Annotated in this window: 19 protein-coding genes; 4 read left to right on the top strand and 15 right to left on the bottom strand. The window is 72.6% G+C overall.

The window, feature by feature from the left end; translation table 11 throughout:
* The first annotated feature begins 482 nt into the window (after positions 1 to 482).
* The gene (locus tag AMK18_RS00130) at positions 483 to 1,127 is read left to right on the top strand and encodes a DUF6197 family protein (protein WP_073862256.1); all 645 of its coding nucleotides are present in this window, start codon (positions 483 to 485) and stop codon (positions 1,125 to 1,127) included.
* 11 nt (positions 1,128 to 1,138) lie between these two features.
* On the opposite strand, the gene recX is transcribed toward AMK18_RS00130, so the two are convergent.
* The 4 genes from recX to AMK18_RS00105 all read right to left on the bottom strand — a co-directional run bounded on the left by recX (position 1,139) and on the right by AMK18_RS00105 (position 5,053).
* Complete coding sequence (gene recX, locus AMK18_RS00125) at positions 1,139 to 1,780, bottom strand: recombination regulator RecX (RefSeq protein ID WP_018105299.1); 642 nt, start codon at positions 1,778 to 1,780, stop codon at positions 1,139 to 1,141.
* A 3-nt stretch (positions 1,781 to 1,783) separates the two neighbouring features.
* Positions 1,784 to 2,908 carry a recombinase RecA gene (recA, locus tag AMK18_RS00120; RefSeq protein ID WP_018105298.1) on the bottom strand — a complete coding sequence of 375 codons (1,125 nt, stop codon included), beginning with the start codon at positions 2,906 to 2,908 and terminating at the stop codon, positions 1,784 to 1,786.
* A 581-nt stretch (positions 2,909 to 3,489) separates the two neighbouring features.
* On the bottom strand, positions 3,490 to 4,686 hold the full coding sequence (locus AMK18_RS00110) for an AI-2E family transporter (RefSeq protein WP_073861172.1): 1,197 nt from the start codon (positions 4,684 to 4,686) through the stop codon (positions 3,490 to 3,492).
* A 172-nt stretch (positions 4,687 to 4,858) separates the two neighbouring features.
* Positions 4,859 to 5,053, bottom strand: coding sequence for a DUF3046 domain-containing protein (locus tag AMK18_RS00105; RefSeq protein ID WP_018105295.1), 195 nt, complete (start codon positions 5,051 to 5,053; stop codon positions 4,859 to 4,861).
* Between the two features lie 79 nt (positions 5,054 to 5,132).
* Here AMK18_RS00105 and AMK18_RS00100 point away from each other — a divergent pair, with 79 nt between their 5' ends.
* Positions 5,133 to 6,047 carry a hypothetical protein gene (locus AMK18_RS00100; protein ID WP_073861171.1) on the top strand — a complete coding sequence of 305 codons (915 nt, stop codon included), beginning with the start codon at positions 5,133 to 5,135 and terminating at the stop codon, positions 6,045 to 6,047.
* 85 nt (positions 6,048 to 6,132) lie between these two features.
* Here AMK18_RS00100 and AMK18_RS00095 read toward each other — a convergent pair whose 3' ends face one another.
* Genes AMK18_RS00095 through AMK18_RS00085 form a run of 3 tightly spaced genes read right to left on the bottom strand, consistent with a single transcriptional unit; the run spans position 6,133 to position 8,154 of the window.
* Positions 6,133 to 6,438, bottom strand: coding sequence for an AzlD domain-containing protein (locus AMK18_RS00095; RefSeq protein ID WP_073861170.1), 306 nt, complete (start codon positions 6,436 to 6,438; stop codon positions 6,133 to 6,135).
* Positions 6,435 to 7,280: an AzlC family ABC transporter permease gene (locus AMK18_RS00090; RefSeq protein ID WP_241836407.1), complete on the bottom strand. Its 846-nt coding sequence runs from the start codon at positions 7,278 to 7,280 to the stop codon at positions 6,435 to 6,437. Before AMK18_RS00090 ends, AMK18_RS00095 begins: the two co-directional genes overlap by 4 nt.
* A 10-nt stretch (positions 7,281 to 7,290) precedes the next feature.
* Positions 7,291 to 8,154 carry an AraC family transcriptional regulator gene (locus AMK18_RS00085; protein ID WP_073861168.1) on the bottom strand — a complete coding sequence of 288 codons (864 nt, stop codon included), beginning with the start codon at positions 8,152 to 8,154 and terminating at the stop codon, positions 7,291 to 7,293.
* 101 nt (positions 8,155 to 8,255) lie between these two features.
* Between AMK18_RS00085 and AMK18_RS00080 the strand changes: the two genes are divergently transcribed.
* Both AMK18_RS00080 and AMK18_RS00075 read left to right on the top strand, forming a co-directional pair.
* Entirely contained in the window at positions 8,256 to 12,929 is a 4,674-nt protein-coding gene (locus AMK18_RS00080; RefSeq protein ID WP_073861167.1) for an Lhr family helicase, read from the top strand.
* Between the two features lie 46 nt (positions 12,930 to 12,975).
* The gene (locus tag AMK18_RS00075) at positions 12,976 to 13,800 is read left to right on the top strand and encodes a DNA-formamidopyrimidine glycosylase family protein (RefSeq protein WP_073861166.1); all 825 of its coding nucleotides are present in this window, start codon (positions 12,976 to 12,978) and stop codon (positions 13,798 to 13,800) included.
* Positions 13,801 to 13,860: 60 nt separating this feature from the next.
* On the opposite strand, the gene AMK18_RS00070 is transcribed toward AMK18_RS00075, so the two are convergent.
* The 8 genes from AMK18_RS00070 to AMK18_RS00035 all read right to left on the bottom strand — a co-directional run bounded on the left by AMK18_RS00070 (position 13,861) and on the right by AMK18_RS00035 (position 19,489).
* On the bottom strand, positions 13,861 to 14,124 hold the full coding sequence (locus AMK18_RS00070) for a hypothetical protein (protein ID WP_018105288.1): 264 nt from the start codon (positions 14,122 to 14,124) through the stop codon (positions 13,861 to 13,863).
* A 171-nt stretch (positions 14,125 to 14,295) separates the two neighbouring features.
* Entirely contained in the window at positions 14,296 to 14,484 is a 189-nt protein-coding gene (locus AMK18_RS00065; RefSeq protein ID WP_073861165.1) for a CsbD family protein, read from the bottom strand.
* 48 nt (positions 14,485 to 14,532) lie between these two features.
* Entirely contained in the window at positions 14,533 to 15,003 is a 471-nt protein-coding gene (locus AMK18_RS00060; RefSeq protein ID WP_026171807.1) for a Dps family protein, read from the bottom strand.
* 265 nt (positions 15,004 to 15,268) lie between these two features.
* A complete protein-coding gene (locus AMK18_RS00055; RefSeq protein ID WP_018105285.1) occupies positions 15,269 to 15,652 on the bottom strand; it encodes a helix-turn-helix domain-containing protein in 384 nt (127 codons plus the stop codon).
* Between the two features lie 109 nt (positions 15,653 to 15,761).
* Positions 15,762 to 16,271, bottom strand: coding sequence for a CinA family protein (locus AMK18_RS00050; RefSeq protein WP_073861164.1), 510 nt, complete (start codon positions 16,269 to 16,271; stop codon positions 15,762 to 15,764).
* Positions 16,268 to 17,077 (bottom strand): CDP-diacylglycerol--glycerol-3-phosphate 3-phosphatidyltransferase, encoded by an 810-nt coding sequence (gene pgsA, locus AMK18_RS00045; RefSeq protein ID WP_073861163.1) that lies wholly within the window; start codon positions 17,075 to 17,077, stop codon positions 16,268 to 16,270. Before pgsA ends, AMK18_RS00050 begins: the two co-directional genes overlap by 4 nt.
* The gene (rimO, locus tag AMK18_RS00040; protein ID WP_073861162.1) at positions 17,074 to 18,552 is read right to left on the bottom strand and encodes a 30S ribosomal protein S12 methylthiotransferase RimO; all 1,479 of its coding nucleotides are present in this window, start codon (positions 18,550 to 18,552) and stop codon (positions 17,074 to 17,076) included. Before rimO ends, pgsA begins: the two co-directional genes overlap by 4 nt.
* Positions 18,553 to 18,685: 133 nt before the next feature.
* The gene (locus AMK18_RS00035; protein ID WP_073861161.1) at positions 18,686 to 19,489 is read right to left on the bottom strand and encodes a helix-turn-helix domain-containing protein; all 804 of its coding nucleotides are present in this window, start codon (positions 19,487 to 19,489) and stop codon (positions 18,686 to 18,688) included.

The following is a 19,489-nucleotide window of genomic DNA, read 5'->3' as shown; positions in this document are numbered from 1 at the left end:
CGGGGGCCCGCGGGGCGGTACGGCGGGGCACCGGCAGGAGCGGGGCACCGGGCTGGCATCGGCGTCCCGGTTCGGGCGCTGCGGGCCCCCACCGGCGGCGGTGGCTCACCGGAGCGTCACGGCGTGGCCCCGAAAAGAGCCGAGCACCGTGCGGACACCGGCCCTCGGCTCGGGCACGGCAGGCCCCCACCGGCGGCGGTGGCTCACCGGAGCACCGGGCGGACACTGGCCCCCGGTTCGGGCCCGGCGCCGCTCGCCGCCTACGCGGACACCGCACCCTGCCGGGCGCACCGTCCTTGTCTCAGCCCTGGGCCGCCGCCACCGGAATGCCCCCGTGACACACCCGTATGGCGTCGCTCAGGTGGAGCGGCCCGGGTGGCGGGCGGACATTCGCCACACGGCGGGTGCGGCCGCTCCGGCGCCCCGCCCGCCGGGACGCCGTCAGGGCGCCGGTACGCCGCTACGACGGGGAGCACGCACCGATGCCGACCACCGCCCTCACCCCCGACGAACTCGACGCCCAAGCCGCGCGCCTCCATGACACGTACGCCTGGCGCCAGATCGTCACCGGCTGGGACCTGACTGCCCCGACGCCCGAGTCCCCGAACCCCGCGATCAGCGCCCCGCCCACGTCGGCCACGCCGACCCCCGCTGCCGACTGGCGCGCCCTGCTCTCCGTGCCGGTGGACCAGCTGATCGCCGACAGCGTCCGGGCACTGCCCCCGGCCGCGCCGCGCGAGCGTCCGCTCCCCGGGCGCATCGGTGCGATCCTGCCCGACCGGCTCCACGCGTGGCGGCGCGTCGGGCGGCCCGATGTGCTGCCGTCCGTCCATCTCGCCCACGCCCGGCGGATCCTGACGGAGTGGGGCTGGCAGAACACCCCGTACCGGCTCCGCGACATCCGGGGCGCTCGCTGCGTCTGCGGTGCCATGCTCACCGCGCACCGCCTGGGCTTCGGCTCGACAGAGACGGTCGACCGGGCCGGGGCCTGGCTGATCGCGGAGCTCCGCTCCCAGGGCTGGACCGGGCTGATCGGTCCCTGGAACCGCTACCCGGGGCGCACCGCCGAGGACGCCCTCGCGCTGATCGACGCCACCATCAGCCGTGCGGCCCGCGCCGGCCAGTAACGGCAGCCAGCTCAGAAGGGCTCGTCCAGCCCCTCCGTGTCCTCCCCCTCTTCCTCCAGCGCCCGGCGCACCACGCGCAGGGCCATCCCCTCGCCGTATCCCTTGCGGGCGAGCATGCCCGCGAGGCGGCGCAGACGCTTGTCGCGGTCCAGTCCCCGGGTGGACCGGAGCTTGCGGGCGACGAGCTCCCGCGCGGTCTCCTCCTCCTGCTCGGAGTCGAGCTGCCCGACGGCTTCATCGATCACGGCGGCGTCCACACCCTTGGTCCGCAGCTCACGGACCAGCGCCCGGCGGGCGAGCCCCCGGCCGTGGTGCCGGGACTCCACCCAGGCGTCGGCGAACGCGGCGTCGTCGATCAGCCCGACGTCCTCGAAGCGGGACAGCACCTCTTCGGCCGCCTCGTCCGGGATCTCCCGCTTGCGGAGGGCGTCCGCGAGCTGCTTGCGGGTGCGCGGTGTGCCGGTGAGCAGGCGCAGGCAGATGTTGCGGGCCTGTTCGACCGGGTCGCGCGGTTCCCCCTTCTCGGCCCTCGACGAGGAGGGGGAACCGCTGTCACGGGACCGGGAGCGGGAACGGCGTCCCGCTCCCTCACCGGATCCGGGGGCCGCGCCGGGGTCGACGGCGCCGGCCGGCCACTCAGTACGACGCGTCACGGATCAGCTCTTGGCCGCGGCCGCCTTGGCCGGCTTGGTCTTGCCGGCCGCCGCCGTCGCCGGCTTCGCCGCGGCCTCGGCCGGAGCCGCCGCTCCCGCCGCGTCCGCCCCGGACTCCGCCGCGTCCTCGGGCTGGACGCCGACGCCCAGCTTCACCAGGATCTTCTTCTCGATCTCGTTGGCGAGGTCGGGATTGTCCTTGAGGAAGTTGCGCGCGTTCTCCTTGCCCTGGCCGAGCTGGTCGCCCTCGTACGTGTACCAGGCACCGGCCTTGCGGACGAAGCCGTGCTCCACGCCCATGTCGATCAGACCGCCCTCGCGGCTGATGCCCTGGCCGTAGAGGATGTCGAACTCCGCCTGCTTGAAGGGCGGCGCGACCTTGTTCTTGACGACCTTGACGCGGGTGCGGTTGCCGACCGCGTCGGTGCCGTCCTTCAGCGTCTCGATCCGGCGGATGTCGAGACGCACCGAGGCGTAGAACTTGAGCGCCCGGCCACCGGTGGTGGTCTCCGGCGAGCCGAACATCACACCGATCTTCTCGCGGAGCTGGTTGATGAAGATCGCGGTGGTCTTGGACTGGTTCAGCGCGCTGGTGATCTTCCGGAGCGCCTGGCTCATCAGGCGGGCCTGGAGACCCACGTGCGAGTCACCCATCTCGCCCTCGATCTCCGCGCGCGGCACCAGGGCCGCGACGGAGTCGATGACGATGAGGTCGAGGGCGCCCGAGCGGACCAGCATGTCCACGATCTCGAGGGCCTGCTCACCGTTGTCCGGCTGGGACAGGATGAGGCTGTCGATGTCGACGCCGAGCTTCTTCGCGTACTCCGGGTCGAGCGCGTGCTCCGCGTCGATGAAGGCCACCGAGCCGCCGAGCTTCTGCGCGTTCGCCACGGCGTGCAGCGTCAGCGTCGTCTTACCGGAGGACTCCGGTCCGTACACCTCCACCACACGGCCGCGCGGCAGACCGCCGACACCGAGCGCGACGTCGAGCGCGGTGGACCCGGTCGGGATCACCTCGATGGGCTCGTTCGGCCGCTCGCCGAGGCGCATCACCGCGCCCTTGCCGAATTGCCGTTCAATCTGTGCGAGTGCGGCGTCCAGCGCCTTCTCGCGGTCGGTTCCTGCCATGGGTTCCACCCGATTTGCTTGAGTCGATCGCTTCACGTCAAAGACGCTAACCCCTGCCACTGACAATGGGCCTCGACGTCCTCCCGGCCTGTGGACAACTCCACGGTCGGGCCCGGGAAAACCCGGCCGGAATCCCATGAGAATGGATGTTCGATTTTAGTGTCAAGCGCACCACGCCGCCCCTCCAGGACGGGGCCGGAGGGCCGGTCCGGTCAGCTCCGGGGGCGGCTGCGAGAGCTGTAGGCGAGCCTGAACTGGGGAAACCGTTCCCGTCGGGGGTCCAGCAGATCGGAGAGCCACGCGGCGAACTCCTGGTCCCGTTCCAGCTTCGAGCAGAACTCGGCGTACCCAGGCAGCGGCGCCGGCCCGGCTCGCCGTCGGGATGGACCATGAGCTCGCCGATGGCCCGCTGCTGGGCGCCGAACAGCCGGAGCTCGTTGCTCACCGTGTCGATCCTGGCCAGGCTGCTGCCGATCCGCGAGATCTGCTTCATGACGGCGCGTTGACGCGGCTCCTGCCCAGGGAGGCCCCATACCGCTCCATGCAGTCGCGCTGTTCCCCGCTCCGGCGGGAAGAGCGGTTCAGGTGCCGCTCGGCCCGGAAGGCCCCTCCGGCCGACGCGGCTCCTCCGGCTCGTCGCCGTCCGGCCCCCGGCCGTCCTCACCCGCGAGGGCGCTACGCATCCGTCGCAGCCGCGTCCACAGGGGCTCCCCCCGCACGCCGGGGCGGCTGCCGTGGACGCGCGGGTCGTCCGTGACGTCGTAGCGCTTCACGTACGCGCCGAGGAACGCCTGGAGCGTGGCCACGGCCGGGATGGCGATCAGCGCGCCGACGGCGCCCATGAGCGCCGTGCCCGCGATGACCGAGCCGAACGCCACGGCGGGGTGGATGTCCACCGTCTTCGCGGTGAGCTTGGGCTGGAGCATGTAGTTCTCGAACTGCTGGTACACCACGACGAAGCCGAGGACCCAGAGCGCGTACCAGGGGTCGACGGTGAAGGCGATCAGCATCGGCAGGGCGCCCGCGAGGTAGGTGCCGATCGTGGGGATGAACTGCGAGACGAGCCCGACCCAGACCGCGAGCGCGGGAGCGTACGGCACGCCGAGGGCGGCCAGCAGGATGTAGTGCGCGATGCCGGAGATGAGCGCCATCAGGCCGCGCGAGTAGAGATAGCCGCCGGTCTTGTCGACGGCGATCTCCCAGGCCCGCAGCACCTCGGCCTGGCGGGCGGGCGGCAGCACGGAGCACAGCCCGCGGCGCAGCCGGGGGCCGTCCGCCGCGAAGTAGAAGGAGAACAGGAAGATCGTCAGCAGGCGGAAGAGGCCGCCGAGGACGGTCGCCGAGACGTCGAGCACACCGGTCGCGCTGTTCTGCACGTACTTCTGCAGCCAGTCGGAGTGCAGCAGGCTGTCCTGCACCTCGACGCGGGACAGCTCCGTGTGGAAGGTCTGGTTGACCCAGTTGATCACCGAGTCGAGGTACTTCGGGAAGTCCTCCACCATGTCCACGATCTGACCCGCGAGCATCGAGCCGAGCAGGAAGACGAAACCGGCCCCCGCGATCATCACCCCGAGGAAGACCAGGAACGTGGCGAGGCCCCGGCGCATGCCCCGGGCGGACATCCGGCCCACGGCGGGTTCGATGGCGAGCGCCAGGAAGAAGGCGATCAGCACATTGATCAGCAGGCCGATGAGCTGGTCGAACGCCCAGCTGCCGAGCCGGAAGCAGGCGTAGAGCGCGAGGGCGAGGACCATGGCACGCGGCAGCCAGGCGGGCATGCGGGCGGGCCCGGCGCCGGACGGCGGGGCCGGGGGCGCGGCCGGTAGTACGGGCGGCGTGCGCGGCGGCTGGATCTGAGCGGTCTCGTCTGTGGGGGCCACGGAGCAAGTCTCGCCTATGTGGGTGACACTCCCTCGCGCACCCCGGAAGGCGGCCTTCCCGCCCCCGGCGTCAGCGCCTGTCGGCGGGGATGTCCATCGCGGCGCAGACCCCGCGCCAGACGTCCTTCGCCTCCCAGCCGGCCGCCAGCGCCTCGTGGACCGTACGTCCGCCCAGCTCGGCCATCACATGGTCGCGCGCGAAGGAGTCCGCGTAGCCCGCGCCGAAGTGGTCCGCCATCCGTTCCCAGAAAATCGTCAACCGCATGCCTTCAGTATCCCGCTCCTGAGAGTGCAGCCGGTCCGCATCCGCCCTGCTCGGGGGCCCGAAGCCCTACGGTCGGTCCATGGCTGCAACTGGAACAAATCCCCTCGACCGTGCCGAGCGGTTCATCTGGCTCACGGCCCGTGTCCTCGAACAGCGGCGGTTCGCCCATCAGTATCTGGAGGGAGGCGCGGACGCGGTGGAGACGGCTCTCACCGCGTATGCCAACGAGGACGGCGGTTACGGCCACGCGCTCGAACCCGATCTGCGGGGCCCCGTCAGTCAGCCCCTGCACACCGCCCACGCGCTCAGCGTCCTCGACTCCATCGGCCGGTGCGGCGGTCTGCGGGTGGAACGGATCTGCCGGTATCTGACGGAGGTGTCCACGAAGGAGGGCGCCCTGCCCGCGCTGCTGCCCTCCCAGCGCGACTATCCGGCGGCCCCCTTCATCCCGATCGTGGACGACCCGCCGGCCGAGCTGCTGGCCACCGGGCCCGTCGTCGGGCTGCTGCACCGCAATGAGGTGTGGCACGCCTGGCTCTTCCGGGCGACGGACTTCTGCTGGTCGGCCGTGGACGCCCTGGAGGTGTCGCATCCGTACGAGATCGAGGCGGCCGTCGCCTTCCTCGACGGGGTGCCGGACCGGCGCCGGGCGGAGGAAGCCGCCGAACGGCTGGGGCGGCTGGTGCGCGACCAGCGGCTCGCCGTGCTCGATCCGGACCGGCGCGCGGAATACCCGGTGGCCCCCGGGTACGCACCGGGCGAGCAGCACTTCCCGTACGACTACGCCCGTACACCCGCGTCGCTCGCCCGGCGGTGGTTCTCCGACACCGAGATGGAGCGCTCGCTCGACCATCTCGCCGCCGCGCAGGAGGAGGACGGGGGCTGGCCGGTCACCTGGCGGCAGTGGGCCCCCGGGACGGCGCTGGAAGGGCGCCCCCTGGTGACCCTCAGGGCGCTGGAAACGCTACGGGCGCACGGCCGCGTCCTGTTCTAGGAGGGCGGCGCGGCGGGGCAAGGGCCACCGGTAAGGGGCACGCTCCAGACGGCATGCCCCTTACGTTTCCGGGGCCCGACAGCACCTAGCCCAGCGCACGCACCCCCGCGGTGACGACCACGGCCGCACCCACGACCACCAGGAACGGGGCACGCAGGACAAGAGCGAGCGCCGCGGCCGCGAGGCCCGCGCCCCTCGCGTCCAGGGCCAGGTGCTGTCCGTCGCCGAAGGTCTGCTGGGCGGTGAGCGCGGCCAGCAGGGCCACCGGAAGCAGGGCTGCCAGGCGTTGCACCAGCGGCCGTTCCAGTGCGCCGGCCGGCACCAGGAGGCCGAGGAGTTTGGCCAGGTAGCAGCCGACGAAGGTCAGCGCGATGGCGATCCAGACGTTCATCGGCCGCCCTCCGCCCCGGTCGCCCCGGTCGCACCGGTCGCACCGGTCGCACCGGTCGCACCGGTCGCACCGGTCGCACCGGCATCCTCGGTCCCGCCCGGGCCGTCCCCCTTGGCCCGCCCCATCAGAAACAGGACCACGGGCGCGGCCAGCGCGGACAGCAGCACGGGCACCCCGGCCGGCAGCACCGGCAGGAGGCCGAGGGCGAGCAGGACGGCGAGCGCCGCCGTCACACGCTCCGTCGTGGACTTCAGCATCGGGGCGAGCAGCGCGAGGAAGACGGCCGGGCTGGCCGCGTCGAGCCCCCAGGCGTCGGTGTCACCGAGCGCCTCGGCACCCATGGCGCCCACCAGGGTGGTCAGGTTCCACAGCACGTACAGGGTGAGCCCGGTGACGGTGAAGCCGATCCGCGCGGCCCGCCGGGTGGGCTGGGGCAGCGTCACGGCGGTCGTCTCGTCGATGACCCACTGGGCGGCGAGCGGACGCAGGGCGCGCGGCAGGGCGAGGAGCTGGGAGAGCCGCAGGCCGTAGAAGGCGTTGCGTACGCCGAGGAAGAAGGCCCCGGCGGCCGCGGTGTACGGGTTGCCGCCGGCGGCGAGGGCGCCGACCAGGGCGAACTGGGAGGCGCCGGTGAACACGAGCAGGCTGAGCGCGCACGTCTGGAGCAGACTCAGGCCGGAGCCCGCCGAGGTGACGCCGAAGGCGAAGCCGGAGAGGCCGACGGCTATGCCGACGCCGAGCGCGTCGCGTACGACGGCCGAGTCCGGCTTGGTTCCGGCGTCGAGTGTGCTGCCGCCGGCCGGGTCGGCGGTGGTGCAGAGGGGTGCTGTCTGTTTTGCCACGTCGAGCACGCTACCGGGGCCGTTCCGGACCGGTCTTGTACGTTCTTGCGCGTTCGCGCTGGTAGGCGCCGGGTGGCACTCCCACGATCCGGGTGAAATGACGGTTGAGATGCGGCTGGTCGGTGAAGCCGACCTCCGTCGCCGCGACCGAGGGGGCCGTGCCCGCGTCGAGCATCCGGCGCGCACGCCGCACCCGGGCGTCGGTGAGCCAGGTGTGCGGAGGCATGCCGTACTGCTTCTTGAACGCGCGCAGCAGCGCGAACGGACTCGTGCCCAGCTCGGCGGCCAGCGCCTCCAGGGTCGGCGGTTCGGCCATCCGGGATTCCAGGAGGGCCCGGGCGCGCGCCGCGTCGCGGGCACCGGCGGCGCGGGGGGCCGCGACGGGGAACGCGGTGCCGTGCCGGGTGAGCAGGCGGGTGACGACGACCCGCAGCACGCTGTCGGCGGCCAGGGCGTTGCCCTCCTCGGCCGCCCGGTGGACCTCGGCTATCAGCCGGGCCGCGTACGGATCGGCCACCCCGGTCTCGGCGAAGCCGACGGTGCCGCGCATGCGCGTCGTATCGGCCGCGATGTCGTTGATCACCTGCGCGGACGGGTAGAGCGTGTCGTACACCCAGCCTTCGGGGACCCCCGCGCGGGCGCTGTGCGGCACCTCCGGGTTGATCATGATGACGGTCCCCGGCCCCGCGTGCAGGGTCCCCGCAGGCGTTCCGATGTCCTCGACGCCGTCGCTCACCGTGGCGACGACATAGCCCTCGTGGCTGTGGCGCGGGAAGGTGTGCCGGATGTAGCGGGCGCGCAGCAGGTCGAGGTCGGGCAGCTCGGCGTAACTCCAGTGCCGCGCCCATTCCACCGGTTGCTGTGCTCCTGCCATGGTGGGATTCTCCCAGCTCGCGGGCGGTCCGGCTGCCGGTCGTACGGCCCGCCGGGCGGTTGTCGGGGCCGTTGTCAGTGGCGGGGTGCACGATGGGGAACATGACCGGCTCCGCACTCGATTCCTTCTCACCCGCGACCCGCAGCTGGTTCACGGGGGCCTTCAGCGCGCCGACCGCCGCGCAGGAGGGCGCCTGGCGGGCGATCGGCGAGGGATCGGACGTGCTGGTCGTCGCCCCGACCGGCTCGGGCAAGACGCTGGCCGCCTTCCTCGCCGCCCTGGACCGGCTGGCGGCCGTCCCCCCGCCGGCGGAAGCGAAGAAGCGCTGCCGCGTGCTGTACGTGTCTCCGCTCAAGGCCCTCGCCGTCGACGTGGAGCGCAATCTGCGCTCACCCCTGACCGGCATCCGCCAGGAGTCGGTGCGCCAGGGGCTGCCGGAGCCCGAGGTCAGGGTGGGCATCCGGTCGGGCGACACCCCGGCCGCCGAGCGCCGCTCGATGGCGACCCGCCCGCCGGACATCCTGATCACGACGCCCGAGTCGCTGTTCCTGATGCTGACCTCCTCGGCCCGCGAGGCCCTGTCCGGTATCGAGACGGTGATCCTGGACGAGGTGCACGCGGTGGCGGGCACCAAGCGCGGCGCCCATCTCGCCCTTTCGTTGGAGCGCCTGGACGAGCTGCTGCCCCGGCCGGCCCGGCGCATCGGTCTGTCGGCCACCGTCCGGCCGGTGGACGAGGTGGCGCGCTTCCTGTCGCCCCGGCGCAAGGTGGAGATCGTCCAGCCGCCGTCCAGCAAGCGGTTCGACCTGTCGGTGGTGGTGCCCGTCGAGGACCTGGGCGAGCTGGGCGGCTCCCCTGCCGCCGACGACACCTCGGGGCAGGCCGAGAAGCCGTCGATCTGGCCGCATGTGGAGGAGCGGATCGCCGATCTCGTCCAGGCGCACCGCTCCACGATCGTCTTCGCGAACTCCCGCCGCCTCGCGGAGCGCCTGTGCAACCGGCTCAACGAGATCGCGTACGAGAGGGCCACCGGCGAGACCATGCCGGAGGCGCACTCCCCCGCCGAGATCATGGCGGAGTCCGGCGCGGCCAAGGGCGCCCCCGCCCTGCTCGCCCGGGCCCACCACGGATCGGTCTCCAAGGAGCAGCGCGCCCAGGTCGAGGAGGACCTGAAGGCGGGAAGGCTGCCCGCGGTGGTCGCCACCTCCAGCCTGGAGCTGGGCATCGACATGGGCGCGGTCGACCTGGTGATCCAGGTCGAGTCGCCGCCCTCGGTCGCCTCCGGCCTCCAGCGGGTCGGCCGCGCCGGCCATCAGGTGGGCGCGGTCTCCACCGGTGTCGTCTTCCCGAAGTACCGCGGCGACCTGGTGCAGGCGGCCGTGGTCACCGAGCGGATGCGCACGGGCTCCATCGAGGCGCTGCGCGTGCCGTCCAATCCGCTGGACGTGCTGGCCCAGCAGCTTGTCGCGATGGTCGCGCTGGACAGCTGGCAGGTGGACGACCTGCTCACGGTGGTCCGCCGGGCCGCCCCCTTCGCCTCGCTCCCCGAGTCGGCGTTCACCGCCGTCCTCGACATGCTCGCGGGCCGCTATCCGTCCGACGCCTTCGCGGAGCTGCGGCCCCGCGTCGTCTGGGACCGCGTCGCCGGTACGGTCACGGGCCGCCCCGGGGCGCAACGCCTCGCCGTCACCTCGGGCGGGACCATCCCGGACCGCGGCCTCTTCGGGGTGTTCCTCGCCGGAGCGGACCCCAAGAAGGGCGGCGGCCGGGTCGGTGAGCTGGACGAGGAGATGGTCTACGAGTCCCGGGTCGGTGACGTCTTCACCCTGGGCACGACCTCCTGGCGGATCGAGGACATCACCCGTGACCGGGTCCTCGTCTCCCCCGCGCCGGGTGTCCCCGGGCGGCTGCCGTTCTGGAAGGGCGACCAGCTGGGCCGCCCGCTGGAGCTGGGCCGTGCCCTGGGGGCCTTCCTGCGCGAGCTCGGCGGGCTCTCCCCCGAGGACGCGCGGGAGCGCCTGCTCTCCGCCGGGCTCGACACCTGGGCCGTCGACAACGTCCTGGCGTATCTGGACGAGCAGCGCCGGGCCTGCGGTCATGTCCCGGACGACCGGACCATCCTGGTCGAGCGCTTCCGGGACGAGCTGGGCGACTGGCGGGTCGTCGTGCACTCCCCGTTCGGCGCGCAGGTGCACGCCCCCTGGGCGCTGGCGCTGAGCGCCCGTCTCGCCGAGCGGTACGGGATGGACGCCCAGGTCATGCATGCCGACGACGGCATCGTGCTGCGGCTGCCCGACGCCGACATGATGGGCCTGGACCTCCTGGACTTCGACCCGGCGCAGGACCCGGCTCAGGAGCCCGGCCAGGACGCCTCGGCGCCGCTCGCCCCCGCCAACACCGCCTTCGACAGCGATCAGCCCCCGGTCGGCGCCGCCGATGTGGCCTTCGACAAGGGCGAGATCGCGCAGATCGTCACCGACCAGGTCGGCGGCTCCGCCCTGTTCGCCTCGCGGTTCCGCGAGTGCGCCGCCAGGGCGCTCCTGCTCCCCCGCCGCAGCCCCGGCAAACGCACCCCGCTCTGGCAGCAGCGCCAGCGGGCCGCGCAGCTCCTCCAGGTCGCCTCCGAGTTCGGCTCCTTCCCCATCGTTCTCGAAGCGGTCCGCGAATGCCTCCAGGACGTCTTCGACGTCCCGGGGCTCACCGAGGTGATGGGCGACCTGGAGGCCCGGCGCATCCGCCTGGTCGAGGTCACCACCCAGGAGCCCTCCCCGTTCGCCCGCTCCCTCCTCTTCGGCTACGTCGCCCAGTTCCTGTACGAGGGCGACTCGCCGCTCGCCGAACGGCGCGCCGCCGCGCTCTCGCTGGACTCCCGGCTCCTCGCCGAGCTGCTGGGCCGGGCGGAGCTGCGCGAACTGCTCGACGCCGATGTGCTCACCGAGCTGGAGCGGGAGCTCCAGTGGCTGGCGGACGACCGCCGGGTCAAGGACGCCGAGGGTGTCGCGGACCTGCTGCGGGTGCTCGGCCCGCTCACCGACGAGGAGCTGGCCGAGCGCGGGGCCGACCCCACATGGGCGACGGAGCTGGAGTCCGCCCGCCGCGCCATCCGCGTCCGGATCGCCGGGGCGGCCCACTGGGCGGCGATCGAGGACGCGGGCCGACTGCGCGACGCCCTGGGCACGGCGCTCCCGGTCGGCGTCCCCGAAGCGTTCACCGAGCCGGTGAAGGACCCCCTGGGCGACCTCCTCGCCCGGTACGCCCGTACGCACGGTCCGTTCACCTCCACCGCGGCGGCGGCCCGGTTCGGCCTCGGCACCGCCGTCACCGACGGGGCGCTGCAACGGCTCGCGGCGTCGGGCCGCATCGTCCAGGGCGAGTTCCACCCCGCCGGCATCGGCCAGGAGTGGTGCGACGCCACGGTGCTGCGGCGGCTGCGACGCCGTTCGCTCGCCGCCCTCCGCCATGAGCTGGAGCCGGTCCCGCCCGCCGCCCTGGCCGGGTTCCTGCCGCAGTGGCAGCATCTCGGCGGCAACAGCCTGCGCGGCATCGACGGACTGGCCCGCGCCGTCGAACAGCTCCAGGGGGCGCCCGTCCCCGCCTCCGCGCTGGAGCGGCTCGTCCTGCCCGGCCGTGTCACCGGCTACACCCCTGCGCTCCTGGACGAGCTGACCACCACCGGCGAAGTCGTCTGGGCCGGTGCGGGCGCCCTGCCCGGCAAGGACGGCTGGATCTCCCTCTACCTCGCCGACAGCGCGCCCCTGCTCCTCCCCCCGCCGCGCCCCTTGGAGCTGAGTGCACTGCACGAGTCCGTGCTGACCGCGCTCGGCGGCGGGTACGGCCTGTTCTTCCGCCAGATCGCCGATCAGGTCCGCGCCACCACCCACCCCGACTGCACCGATCCGCAACTGGCGGACGCCCTGTGGGACCTCGCCTGGTCCGGCCGCCTGACCAACGACACCCTCGCCCCGCTGCGCTCCCTCCTGGGCTCGGGCCGCACGGCAGGCTCGACCGCGCACCGCGCCCGGCGGAATGTGCCGCGCGGCCGTTACGGCACCCTCACCGCCGCCGCCCGCCCGGCCTCACGCACCGGGCCGCCCACGGTCTCGGGCCGCTGGTCCCTGCTGCCGGCCATCGAGCCCGAGCCCACGCACCGCGCCCACGCCCTGGCCCGCACGCTGCTCGACCGCCACGGGGTGGTGACCCGGGGCGCGGTGCAGGCCGAGGGCGTCGAGGGCGGCTTCTCGGCGGCGTACCGGGTGCTGTCGGCCTTCGAGGACAACGGGCAGGCGCGCCGGGGGTACGTGGTGGAGGGGCTGGGGGCCGCCCAGTTCGCGATGGACGGCGCGGTCGACCGGCTCCGCGCGGTGTCCACGGCCCGCGACCGTACGGAGCCGGGCGCCGACCCCCGCGCCCTGGTCCTCGCGGCGGCCGACCCGGCCAACGCGTACGGCGCCGCCCTGCCGTGGCCGGAGCCGCCGGACGGGGCCGGTCACAAGCCGGGCCGCAAGGCGGGCTCGCTCGTGGTCCTGGTCGACGGTGAGCTGACGCTGTACATGGAGCGCGGCGGCAAGACACTGCTGGCCTGGCCGACCGATCCGGACGACCCCGCGCTCCGGGCGGCGGCCGGGGCGCTGGCCACGGCCGCCCGCGCCGGGGCCCTCGGCACGGTGACGGTCGAGCGCACCAACGGCGCCTCGTCCCTGACCTCACCCCTGGGGCGCACGCTGGAGGCGGCCGGCTTCCTCGCCACCCCGAGGGGCCTGCGCCTGCGCGCGTAACGCGACACCTCGCACCGCAACACTCCGCCCCACGCATCATGGAGGCATGCCCGAAGGAGACACCGTCCTGCAGACCGCCGCGCGGCTGCATCACGCGCTGGCCGGACAGGTCCTCACCACGTCCGACCTCCGCGTCCCCCGGTTCGCCACCGCCGACCTCACGGGCCGGGCGGTGCTGGACGTCACCGCCCGGGGCAAGCACCTGCTGACCCGGATCGAGGGCGGTCTCACCCTGCACAGCCACCTCCGGATGGACGGCGCCTGGCGGATCTACGCCCCGGGCGAGCGCTGGCGCGGCGGCCCCGCCCACCAGATCCGCGCCGTCCTGGGCAACACGGCCCACACCGCCGTCGGCTACCGCCTCCCGGTCCTGGAGCTCCTGCGCACCCAGGACGAGGATCAGGCGGTCGGCCATCTCGGGCCCGATCTGCTGGGCCCGGACTGGGACCCCGACACCGCGCTGCGCAATCTCCTGAGCGACCCGGCCCGCCCGCTCGGCGAAGCCCTGCTCGACCAGCGCAACCTGGCCGGCATCGGGAACATCTACAAGGCCGAGCTCTGCTTCCTGGCCCGGGCCACCCCCTGGCTCCCCATCGGCGAGCTGCCCGCCCGGACGGCCGCCTTGCTGGTCAGCACGGCGCACCAGCTCCTCGACGCCAACCGCGACCGCCCGAACCGCGTCACGACCGCCGGGGGCCGTTCCCGTACCGTCGCCCACGCCCGCGCGCGCAGGCCGAGCGAAAACCTCTGGGTCTACGGCCGGACGCACCGCCCCTGTCTGCGCTGCGGAACCCCGATCCGCGCGGCCGAGCAGGACGACCGCCCCGCCTACTGGTGTCCCCGCTGCCAGACCGGCCCGGGGCCCACCTGACGTACTCCGCTACCGGCGCAGAGCCCCAGGCCCGCGCAGCCGGAACGGCCACCCCGGCACCTACCTGACCACCCACCGCCGCCACGCCCCCGCGCGCCTCCGGGCCCACGCCGTACCGCGCCGCAGCAGGCCCGTGCCCGCGTCGAAGATGCCGAGGGGCCTGGCCGTCGCGGCCACGTGCACCGGCAGGAGGCTGAGCCCCCAGCCGCCCGCCGCCACCGCTCCCTCGACCACCCCCGCGTGCGCCGGGGCCAGTATCAGCCGCAGCACGGCCCACCACCACAGGCCGCAGAGAACGAGCGCCGGCACCCATCGCCGTACCATGGCTGCCTCCTCCGGCTTGATCCAAACGAAGGACCCTAGTCGCGCCCGTTCCGCCGGGGCGAGAGCGCACCGTTGCACCCCCGGCGCGCACGGGGCCGGTCGCACAACCCCGCACCGGCCCCTTTCAGCACGGAGCCCCCACCGCACGGGTGGGGGCTCGCCGAGGGCTGGTCAGTCCTTGTCGTTCTTCAGGGAGTCCTTGACGCCGTCCGCCCGGTCGCGGGCGCCGCCCATGGCGTCCTTCGCCTTGCCCTTGGCCTGGTCCGCCTTGCCCTCGGCCTCCTTGCGACGGTCGCCGGAGATCTTGCCCATGGCTTCCTTCGCCTTGCCGGTGACCTTGTCCTTCGCGCCTTCGTTCATGATGCTCGTACCTCCGTTGGAGAAATCGGGTTGAGTGACGGCGTGCGCTCAGGCGCTCTCGGCCTGGAACATCCACGCGTGCTTTTCGAGGTCGGCGGTCAGCGAGATCAGGATGTCCTGGCTGACCGGGTCCGGGGTCTCGGTCACCTCGATGCGCTCGCGCATCCGCCCGATCACCACGCCGAGGGCGTCGACCAGGGTCTTGACCGCGTCCACATCCTTGATCCAGCCCTCGGACACGGAGGCGATGGCCGTGCTCTTGGCGATCGTCGCCGATCGGCCGTCCGGGTTGACGCCGAGCGCGGACGCCCGCTCAGCGACCGTGTCGGAGTGCTGGCGAGCGGTGTCCACGACATCGTCGAGCTGGAGGTGCACGGACCTGAACCGCGGCCCGACCACGTTCCAATGGACCTGCTTGGCCACCAGAGAAAGGTCGAGGAGATCCACCAGAGCGCCCTGGAGGGCGTCTCCGACGGTCTTGAGGTCGGTCTCGGACAGTGGGCTCTTCACCACAGACATGCACGTCTCCGATCTGGAATCCGTTCCGTTCAGCACCACCCACGATGGCACAAACGAAGCAAAACGGTCATTCGAGGAAGTCTCCGATGGTTCCGCCACGTGCCTTCGGGACGGTTCCTCGGTCTCTCATCCACGCGCCTGCCCCCCATCGCCCCGCTGACACACGCCCCGGCGGACCAAATCCACACGCAGGCACACGAAAGCCCCGGCCCTCCCCACAAGCAGGGGGAGAGCCGGGGCTCCGGCTTCACACCGAACCGATCGGTCAGGCGGCGACCACGTCCACCGCTTCCGCGGGTGCCTTGATGGTCACCCGCCCCGTCGGTACACCCGCCACCGAGGTAACGGAGACGGAGTTGAGCATGGGGCGCACCGGTACAGGTACCGGATCGCTGGCCGCTGCCGACTCGGCCAGTTCGGCCAGGGACAGCTCATCGCTCACTTCACGCATGAGCTCGGACATCCGTACGTCAAGCGCGTCGCAAATGGCGGAGAGCAGTTCGGAGGATGCCTCCTTCTGCCCCCGCTCCACCTCGGAGAGATAGCCGAGCGAAACTCGGGCGGACGAGGAGACTTCGCGCAGAGTACGGCCTTGGCGCTGGCGCTGCCGACGCAGCACGTCACCCAGCAGGCGACGGAGCAGAATCATCGGTGGCTCCCTCCTCGGACCGCGTAGCCGCATCCTTCACGCCCCACCGTACCGCCTAGCGCTGCGGCCGTGCGGGGAGCGATGTCGTGTTCACTCAGGGCTGCAAACATCAATTCCCCCCGTTCTCTTCCGTATCCTGTGCGCTCGCATTCTCGTGGAGTTCGCCTGAGAGCAGGTCGAGCGCGCTTCGTACGCTCTTCTTACGGATGTCCGCCCGGTCGCCGTTCAACCTCAGCGCGGACACTTTCTCGGTGCCGTCCGGGCCGCTGACCGCGACGAAGACCGTTCCGACGGGCCGGCCGTCCTGTGGTTCGGGGCCGGCGACGCCGGTGGTCGCCACTCCCCAGTCTGCGCCCAGAGCCCGCCTTACGCCTGTCGCCATCTGACGCGCGACGTCCGCGTCGACCGCTCCGCGCTCCGCCAGGAGACCCGCGTCCACCCCGAGGACTTCACTCTTGAGGGGGGTCGCGTAAGCCGTCACCGAGCCCCTGAAGGCTTGGGAGGCACCCGGTACGGACGTCAGTTCGGCCGCGACCAGGCCGCCGGTCAGCGACTCCGCGACGGCAAGGGTCTCCCCCCGCTCGACAAGGCGCCGCAGCACCCGGCCCGCCGCAGTCACCGCTCGGCCTCCGCCGACCCCCGGGCCCCCGCCGCCTCAGCGACCGCTCCGGGCTCCTCGGCGGCGGCCCGAGGCTCTTCCACGGCCTGAGGCTCTTCCACGGCCTGAGGCTCTTCCACGGCCTGAGGCTCTTCCACGGCCTGAGGCTCTTCCGCGGCCGCCCGTTCCGCCGCGAGGCCCTGGCGCCGCAGCACGACGGCTTGGCGGACGTAGTCGAGACCGGTGACGACCGTCAACACGACCGCCACAGCCATCACCCAGAAGCGCAGGGTGGCCAGCGGACCGGTCAGCGCCAGGACGTACATCCCGACGGCCGTCCCCTGCGCCAGCGTCTTCATCTTGCCGCCGCGACTGGCCGGAATGACCCCGTGCCGGATCACCCAGAACCGCATCAGCGTGATGCCCAGCTCACGGAACAGGATCACGCCCGTCACCCACCAGGGCAGATCGCCCAGGTACGACAGACAGATCAGCGCGGCGCCCATGATCGCCTTGTCGGCGATCGGGTCGGCGATCTTCCCGAAGTCGGTGACCAGGTTGTACGTACGCGCGAGATGCCCGTCGAACAGGTCGGTGATCATGGCGATGGCGAAGGCGGCCCAGGCGAAGGAGCGCCAGGCCGGGTCGTACCCGCCGTTGTGGAGCAGCAGCACGACGAAGCCGGGAACGAGCACGAGCCGGGCCATCGTCAGGAGGTTGGCGATGTTCCACAGACTGGCCTGATTGACCGCAGCGGCGCCCAGCTTTCCGCCGCGGACCGGCGTCGCGCCGGAACCGCCTGCCGCGGATGCCGGGACTCCGGTCATCTGGCTACCTCCACAAGCTCACTGCACTCGGCGATCAGGTCCACGCCTTCGGTGCCCACGACCTTTGCCTCGACCATACGGCCCGGGACCAGGCCCTCGCGTGTGGTGAAGAGCACCTGGCCATCGGTTTCGGGCGCCTGATGCGCGGCGCGGCCGTAGGCGCGCGGCTCGTCCTCGGTGGGCTCGACGGACTCGACCAGCACCTGGAGCGTCTCGCCCATGCGCTCCTCGGCGCGCTGCGAGGTCAGCTCCTCGGCGAGCTGGGAGATGTGCGCGAGGCGTTCCGCGATGACGTCGGCGTCGAGCTTGTTGTCGTAGCCGACCGCCTCGGTGCCGTCCTCGTCCGAGTAGCCGAAGACGCCGATGGCGTCGAGACGGGCGCCCGTGAGGAACCGTTCCAGCTCCGCGAGGTCGTCCTCGGTCTCGCCGGGGAAGCCGACGATGAAGTTGGACCGGGCGCCGGCCTGCGGTGCCTTGCCGCGGATCGTGTCCAGCAGCTCCAGGAAGCGGTCGGTGTCCCCGAAGCGGCGCATCGCCCGCAGCACAGCGGGCGCGGAGTGCTGGAAGGACAGGTCGAAGTAGGGCGCGACCTTCGGCGTCGAGGTGAGGACGTCGATCAGGCCGGGCCGCATCTCGGCGGGCTGGAGGTAGCTGACGCGGATGCGCTCGATGCCGTCGACGTCCGCGAGCTCGGGCAGCAGGGTCTCCAGGAGACGGATGTCGCCCAGGTCCTTGCCGTACGAGGTGTTGTTCTCGGAGACCAGCATGACCTCCTTCACGCCCTGCTCGGCGAGCCAGCGGGTCTCGCCCAGCACGTCCGAGGGACGGCGGGAGATGAAGGAGCCGCGGAAGGACGGGATGGCGCAGAAGGAGCAGCGCCGGTCGCAGCCGGAGGCCAGCTTGACCGAGGCGACGGGGCTGGTGCCCAGCCGGCGGCGCAGGGGCGCGCGCGGCCCGGAGACCGGGGCGACGCCCTCCGGCAGGTCGGCGGGGGCCGGGGCGATCTCCTGCGCGTGGCCGGGCAGGGACACGGCGGCGTCCTGCCGCTCGGCGGGGCTGATCGGCAGCAGCTTGCGGCGGTCGCGGGGGGTGTGGGAGGCGTGGATGCCGCCGTTGAGGATGGTCTGGAGGCGGTCGGAGATGTCGGCGTAGTCATCGAAGCCGAGGACGCCGTCCGCTTCCGGCAGGGCCTCGGCGAGGTCCTTGCCGTAGCGCTCGGCCATGCAGCCGACGGCGACGACGGCCTGGGTGCGGCCGTGGTCCTTCAGATCATTGGCTTCGAGGAGGGCGTCGACGGAGTCCTTCTTGGCGGCCTCCACGAACCCACAGGTGTTGACGACGGCGACATCGGCATCGGAGGCATCCTCGACGAGCTCCCAGCCGTCCGCTGCCAGGCGGCCTGCGAGCTCCTCCGAGTCCACCTCGTTACGGGCGCAGCCAAGAGTGACAAGGGCGACGGTACGGCGTTCGGGCATGGACTCAAGACTACTTTGTCCCAGCACCGACCCCGCCGCGGAGGGTTGCGCCGTTACCCACGGTGACAAAGACGGCGAGCGCCCGGCACGGTGGCCGGGCGCTCGCCGCGCCGCGATGTCTCCGGGTGACCGGTCAGCCGACCTCGGGGTCGCCCTTGGTGTACGAGAGGCGTTCGACCTGTCCGGGCTTGAACTGGTCCTCGACCTTCTTCCCGTTGACGAAGAGCTCGATCGAGCCCGCGTTGCCGAGGATGAGGTCGACGCGCTCCTTGTCCTGGAAGGTCTTCGACTCGCCCTGCTGGAGGGTGCCGTCGAAGAGGGCCCGGCCGTTGTGGTCCTTGGCGGAGATCCAGCTCTTGCCCTGGGTGGCGCTGAGCTTGACGGTGACCTTGTCCTGGGGCGCCGCGGCGATGGCGCTCTCGGACGGGGCCGGCTTGGGGTCGGCGGGCTTGCTGGCGGAGGGCTTCGGGGCGATCTTGTCGGAGGTCGGGCCCTCGGCCACCCGGCCGGCCGTCGAGGGCCCGTCGTCGCCACCCTTGAAGAAGGTGAAGCCGACGAAGCCGATGACGGCGACGATCGCCGCGACCATGGCCGCCGTCCAGTTGGGCCTGCGGGGTTCGGAGCGGATGCGTTCGGCCTCGAACAGCGGCGCCGCCGGGGTGGGCGCGGGACGGCCGCCGTGCTCGGCGTCGTACTGCGCGATCAGCGGTTCCGGATCGGTGCCGACGGCTCGGGCGAGCGTACGGATGTGGCCGCGGGCGTACACGTCGCCGCCGCAGCGGGAGAAGTCGTCCTGCTCGATCGCGTGCACGATGGGGATGCGCACCCGGGTGGACGTGCTGACCTCTTCGACCGTGAGGCCTTCGGAGAGACGAGCCTGCTGGAGCACTCGACCGATCGAAGGCTGGTCGTCTTCGGGGGAGTTGCCGATGGACAC

The sequence above is a fragment of the Streptomyces sp. CB01249 genome (genome assembly GCF_001905735.1).
GTDB lineage: Bacteria > Actinomycetota > Actinomycetes > Streptomycetales > Streptomycetaceae > Streptomyces.
The sequence above is the reverse complement of the archived record's forward strand: the minus strand, read 5'-3'. Positions and strand labels throughout refer to the sequence as shown.

Excerpts from the sequence above, each read along its gene's own strand:
- AMK18_RS00055 (WP_018105285.1), bottom strand. The coding sequence starts at position 15,652 with ATGATTCTGCTCCGTCGCCTGCTGGGTGACGTGCTGCGTCGGCAGCGC.
- AMK18_RS00065 (WP_073861165.1), bottom strand. The coding sequence starts at position 14,484 with ATGAACGAAGGCGCGAAGGACAAGGTCACCGGCAAGGCGAAGGAAGCC.
- recA (WP_018105298.1), bottom strand. The coding sequence starts at position 2,908 with ATGGCAGGAACCGACCGCGAGAAGGCGCTGGACGCCGCACTCGCACAG.
- AMK18_RS00060 (WP_026171807.1), bottom strand. The coding sequence starts at position 15,003 with ATGTCTGTGGTGAAGAGCCCACTGTCCGAGACCGACCTCAAGACCGTC.
- AMK18_RS00080 (WP_073861167.1), top strand. The coding sequence starts at position 8,256 with ATGACCGGCTCCGCACTCGATTCCTTCTCACCCGCGACCCGCAGCTGG.
- AMK18_RS00130 (WP_073862256.1), top strand. The coding sequence starts at position 483 with ATGCCGACCACCGCCCTCACCCCCGACGAACTCGACGCCCAAGCCGCG.
- AMK18_RS00110 (WP_073861172.1), bottom strand. The coding sequence starts at position 4,686 with ATGCCCGCCTGGCTGCCGCGTGCCATGGTCCTCGCCCTCGCGCTCTAC.
- AMK18_RS00075 (WP_073861166.1), top strand. The coding sequence starts at position 12,976 with ATGCCCGAAGGAGACACCGTCCTGCAGACCGCCGCGCGGCTGCATCAC.
- AMK18_RS00085 (WP_073861168.1), bottom strand. The coding sequence starts at position 8,154 with ATGGCAGGAGCACAGCAACCGGTGGAATGGGCGCGGCACTGGAGTTAC.
- rimO (WP_073861162.1), bottom strand. The coding sequence starts at position 18,552 with ATGCCCGAACGCCGTACCGTCGCCCTTGTCACTCTTGGCTGCGCCCGT.
- pgsA (WP_073861163.1), bottom strand. The coding sequence starts at position 17,077 with ATGACCGGAGTCCCGGCATCCGCGGCAGGCGGTTCCGGCGCGACGCCG.
- AMK18_RS00070 (WP_018105288.1), bottom strand. The coding sequence starts at position 14,124 with ATGGTACGGCGATGGGTGCCGGCGCTCGTTCTCTGCGGCCTGTGGTGG.
- AMK18_RS00095 (WP_073861170.1), bottom strand. The coding sequence starts at position 6,438 with ATGAACGTCTGGATCGCCATCGCGCTGACCTTCGTCGGCTGCTACCTG.
- AMK18_RS00105 (WP_018105295.1), bottom strand. The coding sequence starts at position 5,053 with ATGCGGTTGACGATTTTCTGGGAACGGATGGCGGACCACTTCGGCGCG.
- AMK18_RS00100 (WP_073861171.1), top strand. The coding sequence starts at position 5,133 with ATGGCTGCAACTGGAACAAATCCCCTCGACCGTGCCGAGCGGTTCATC.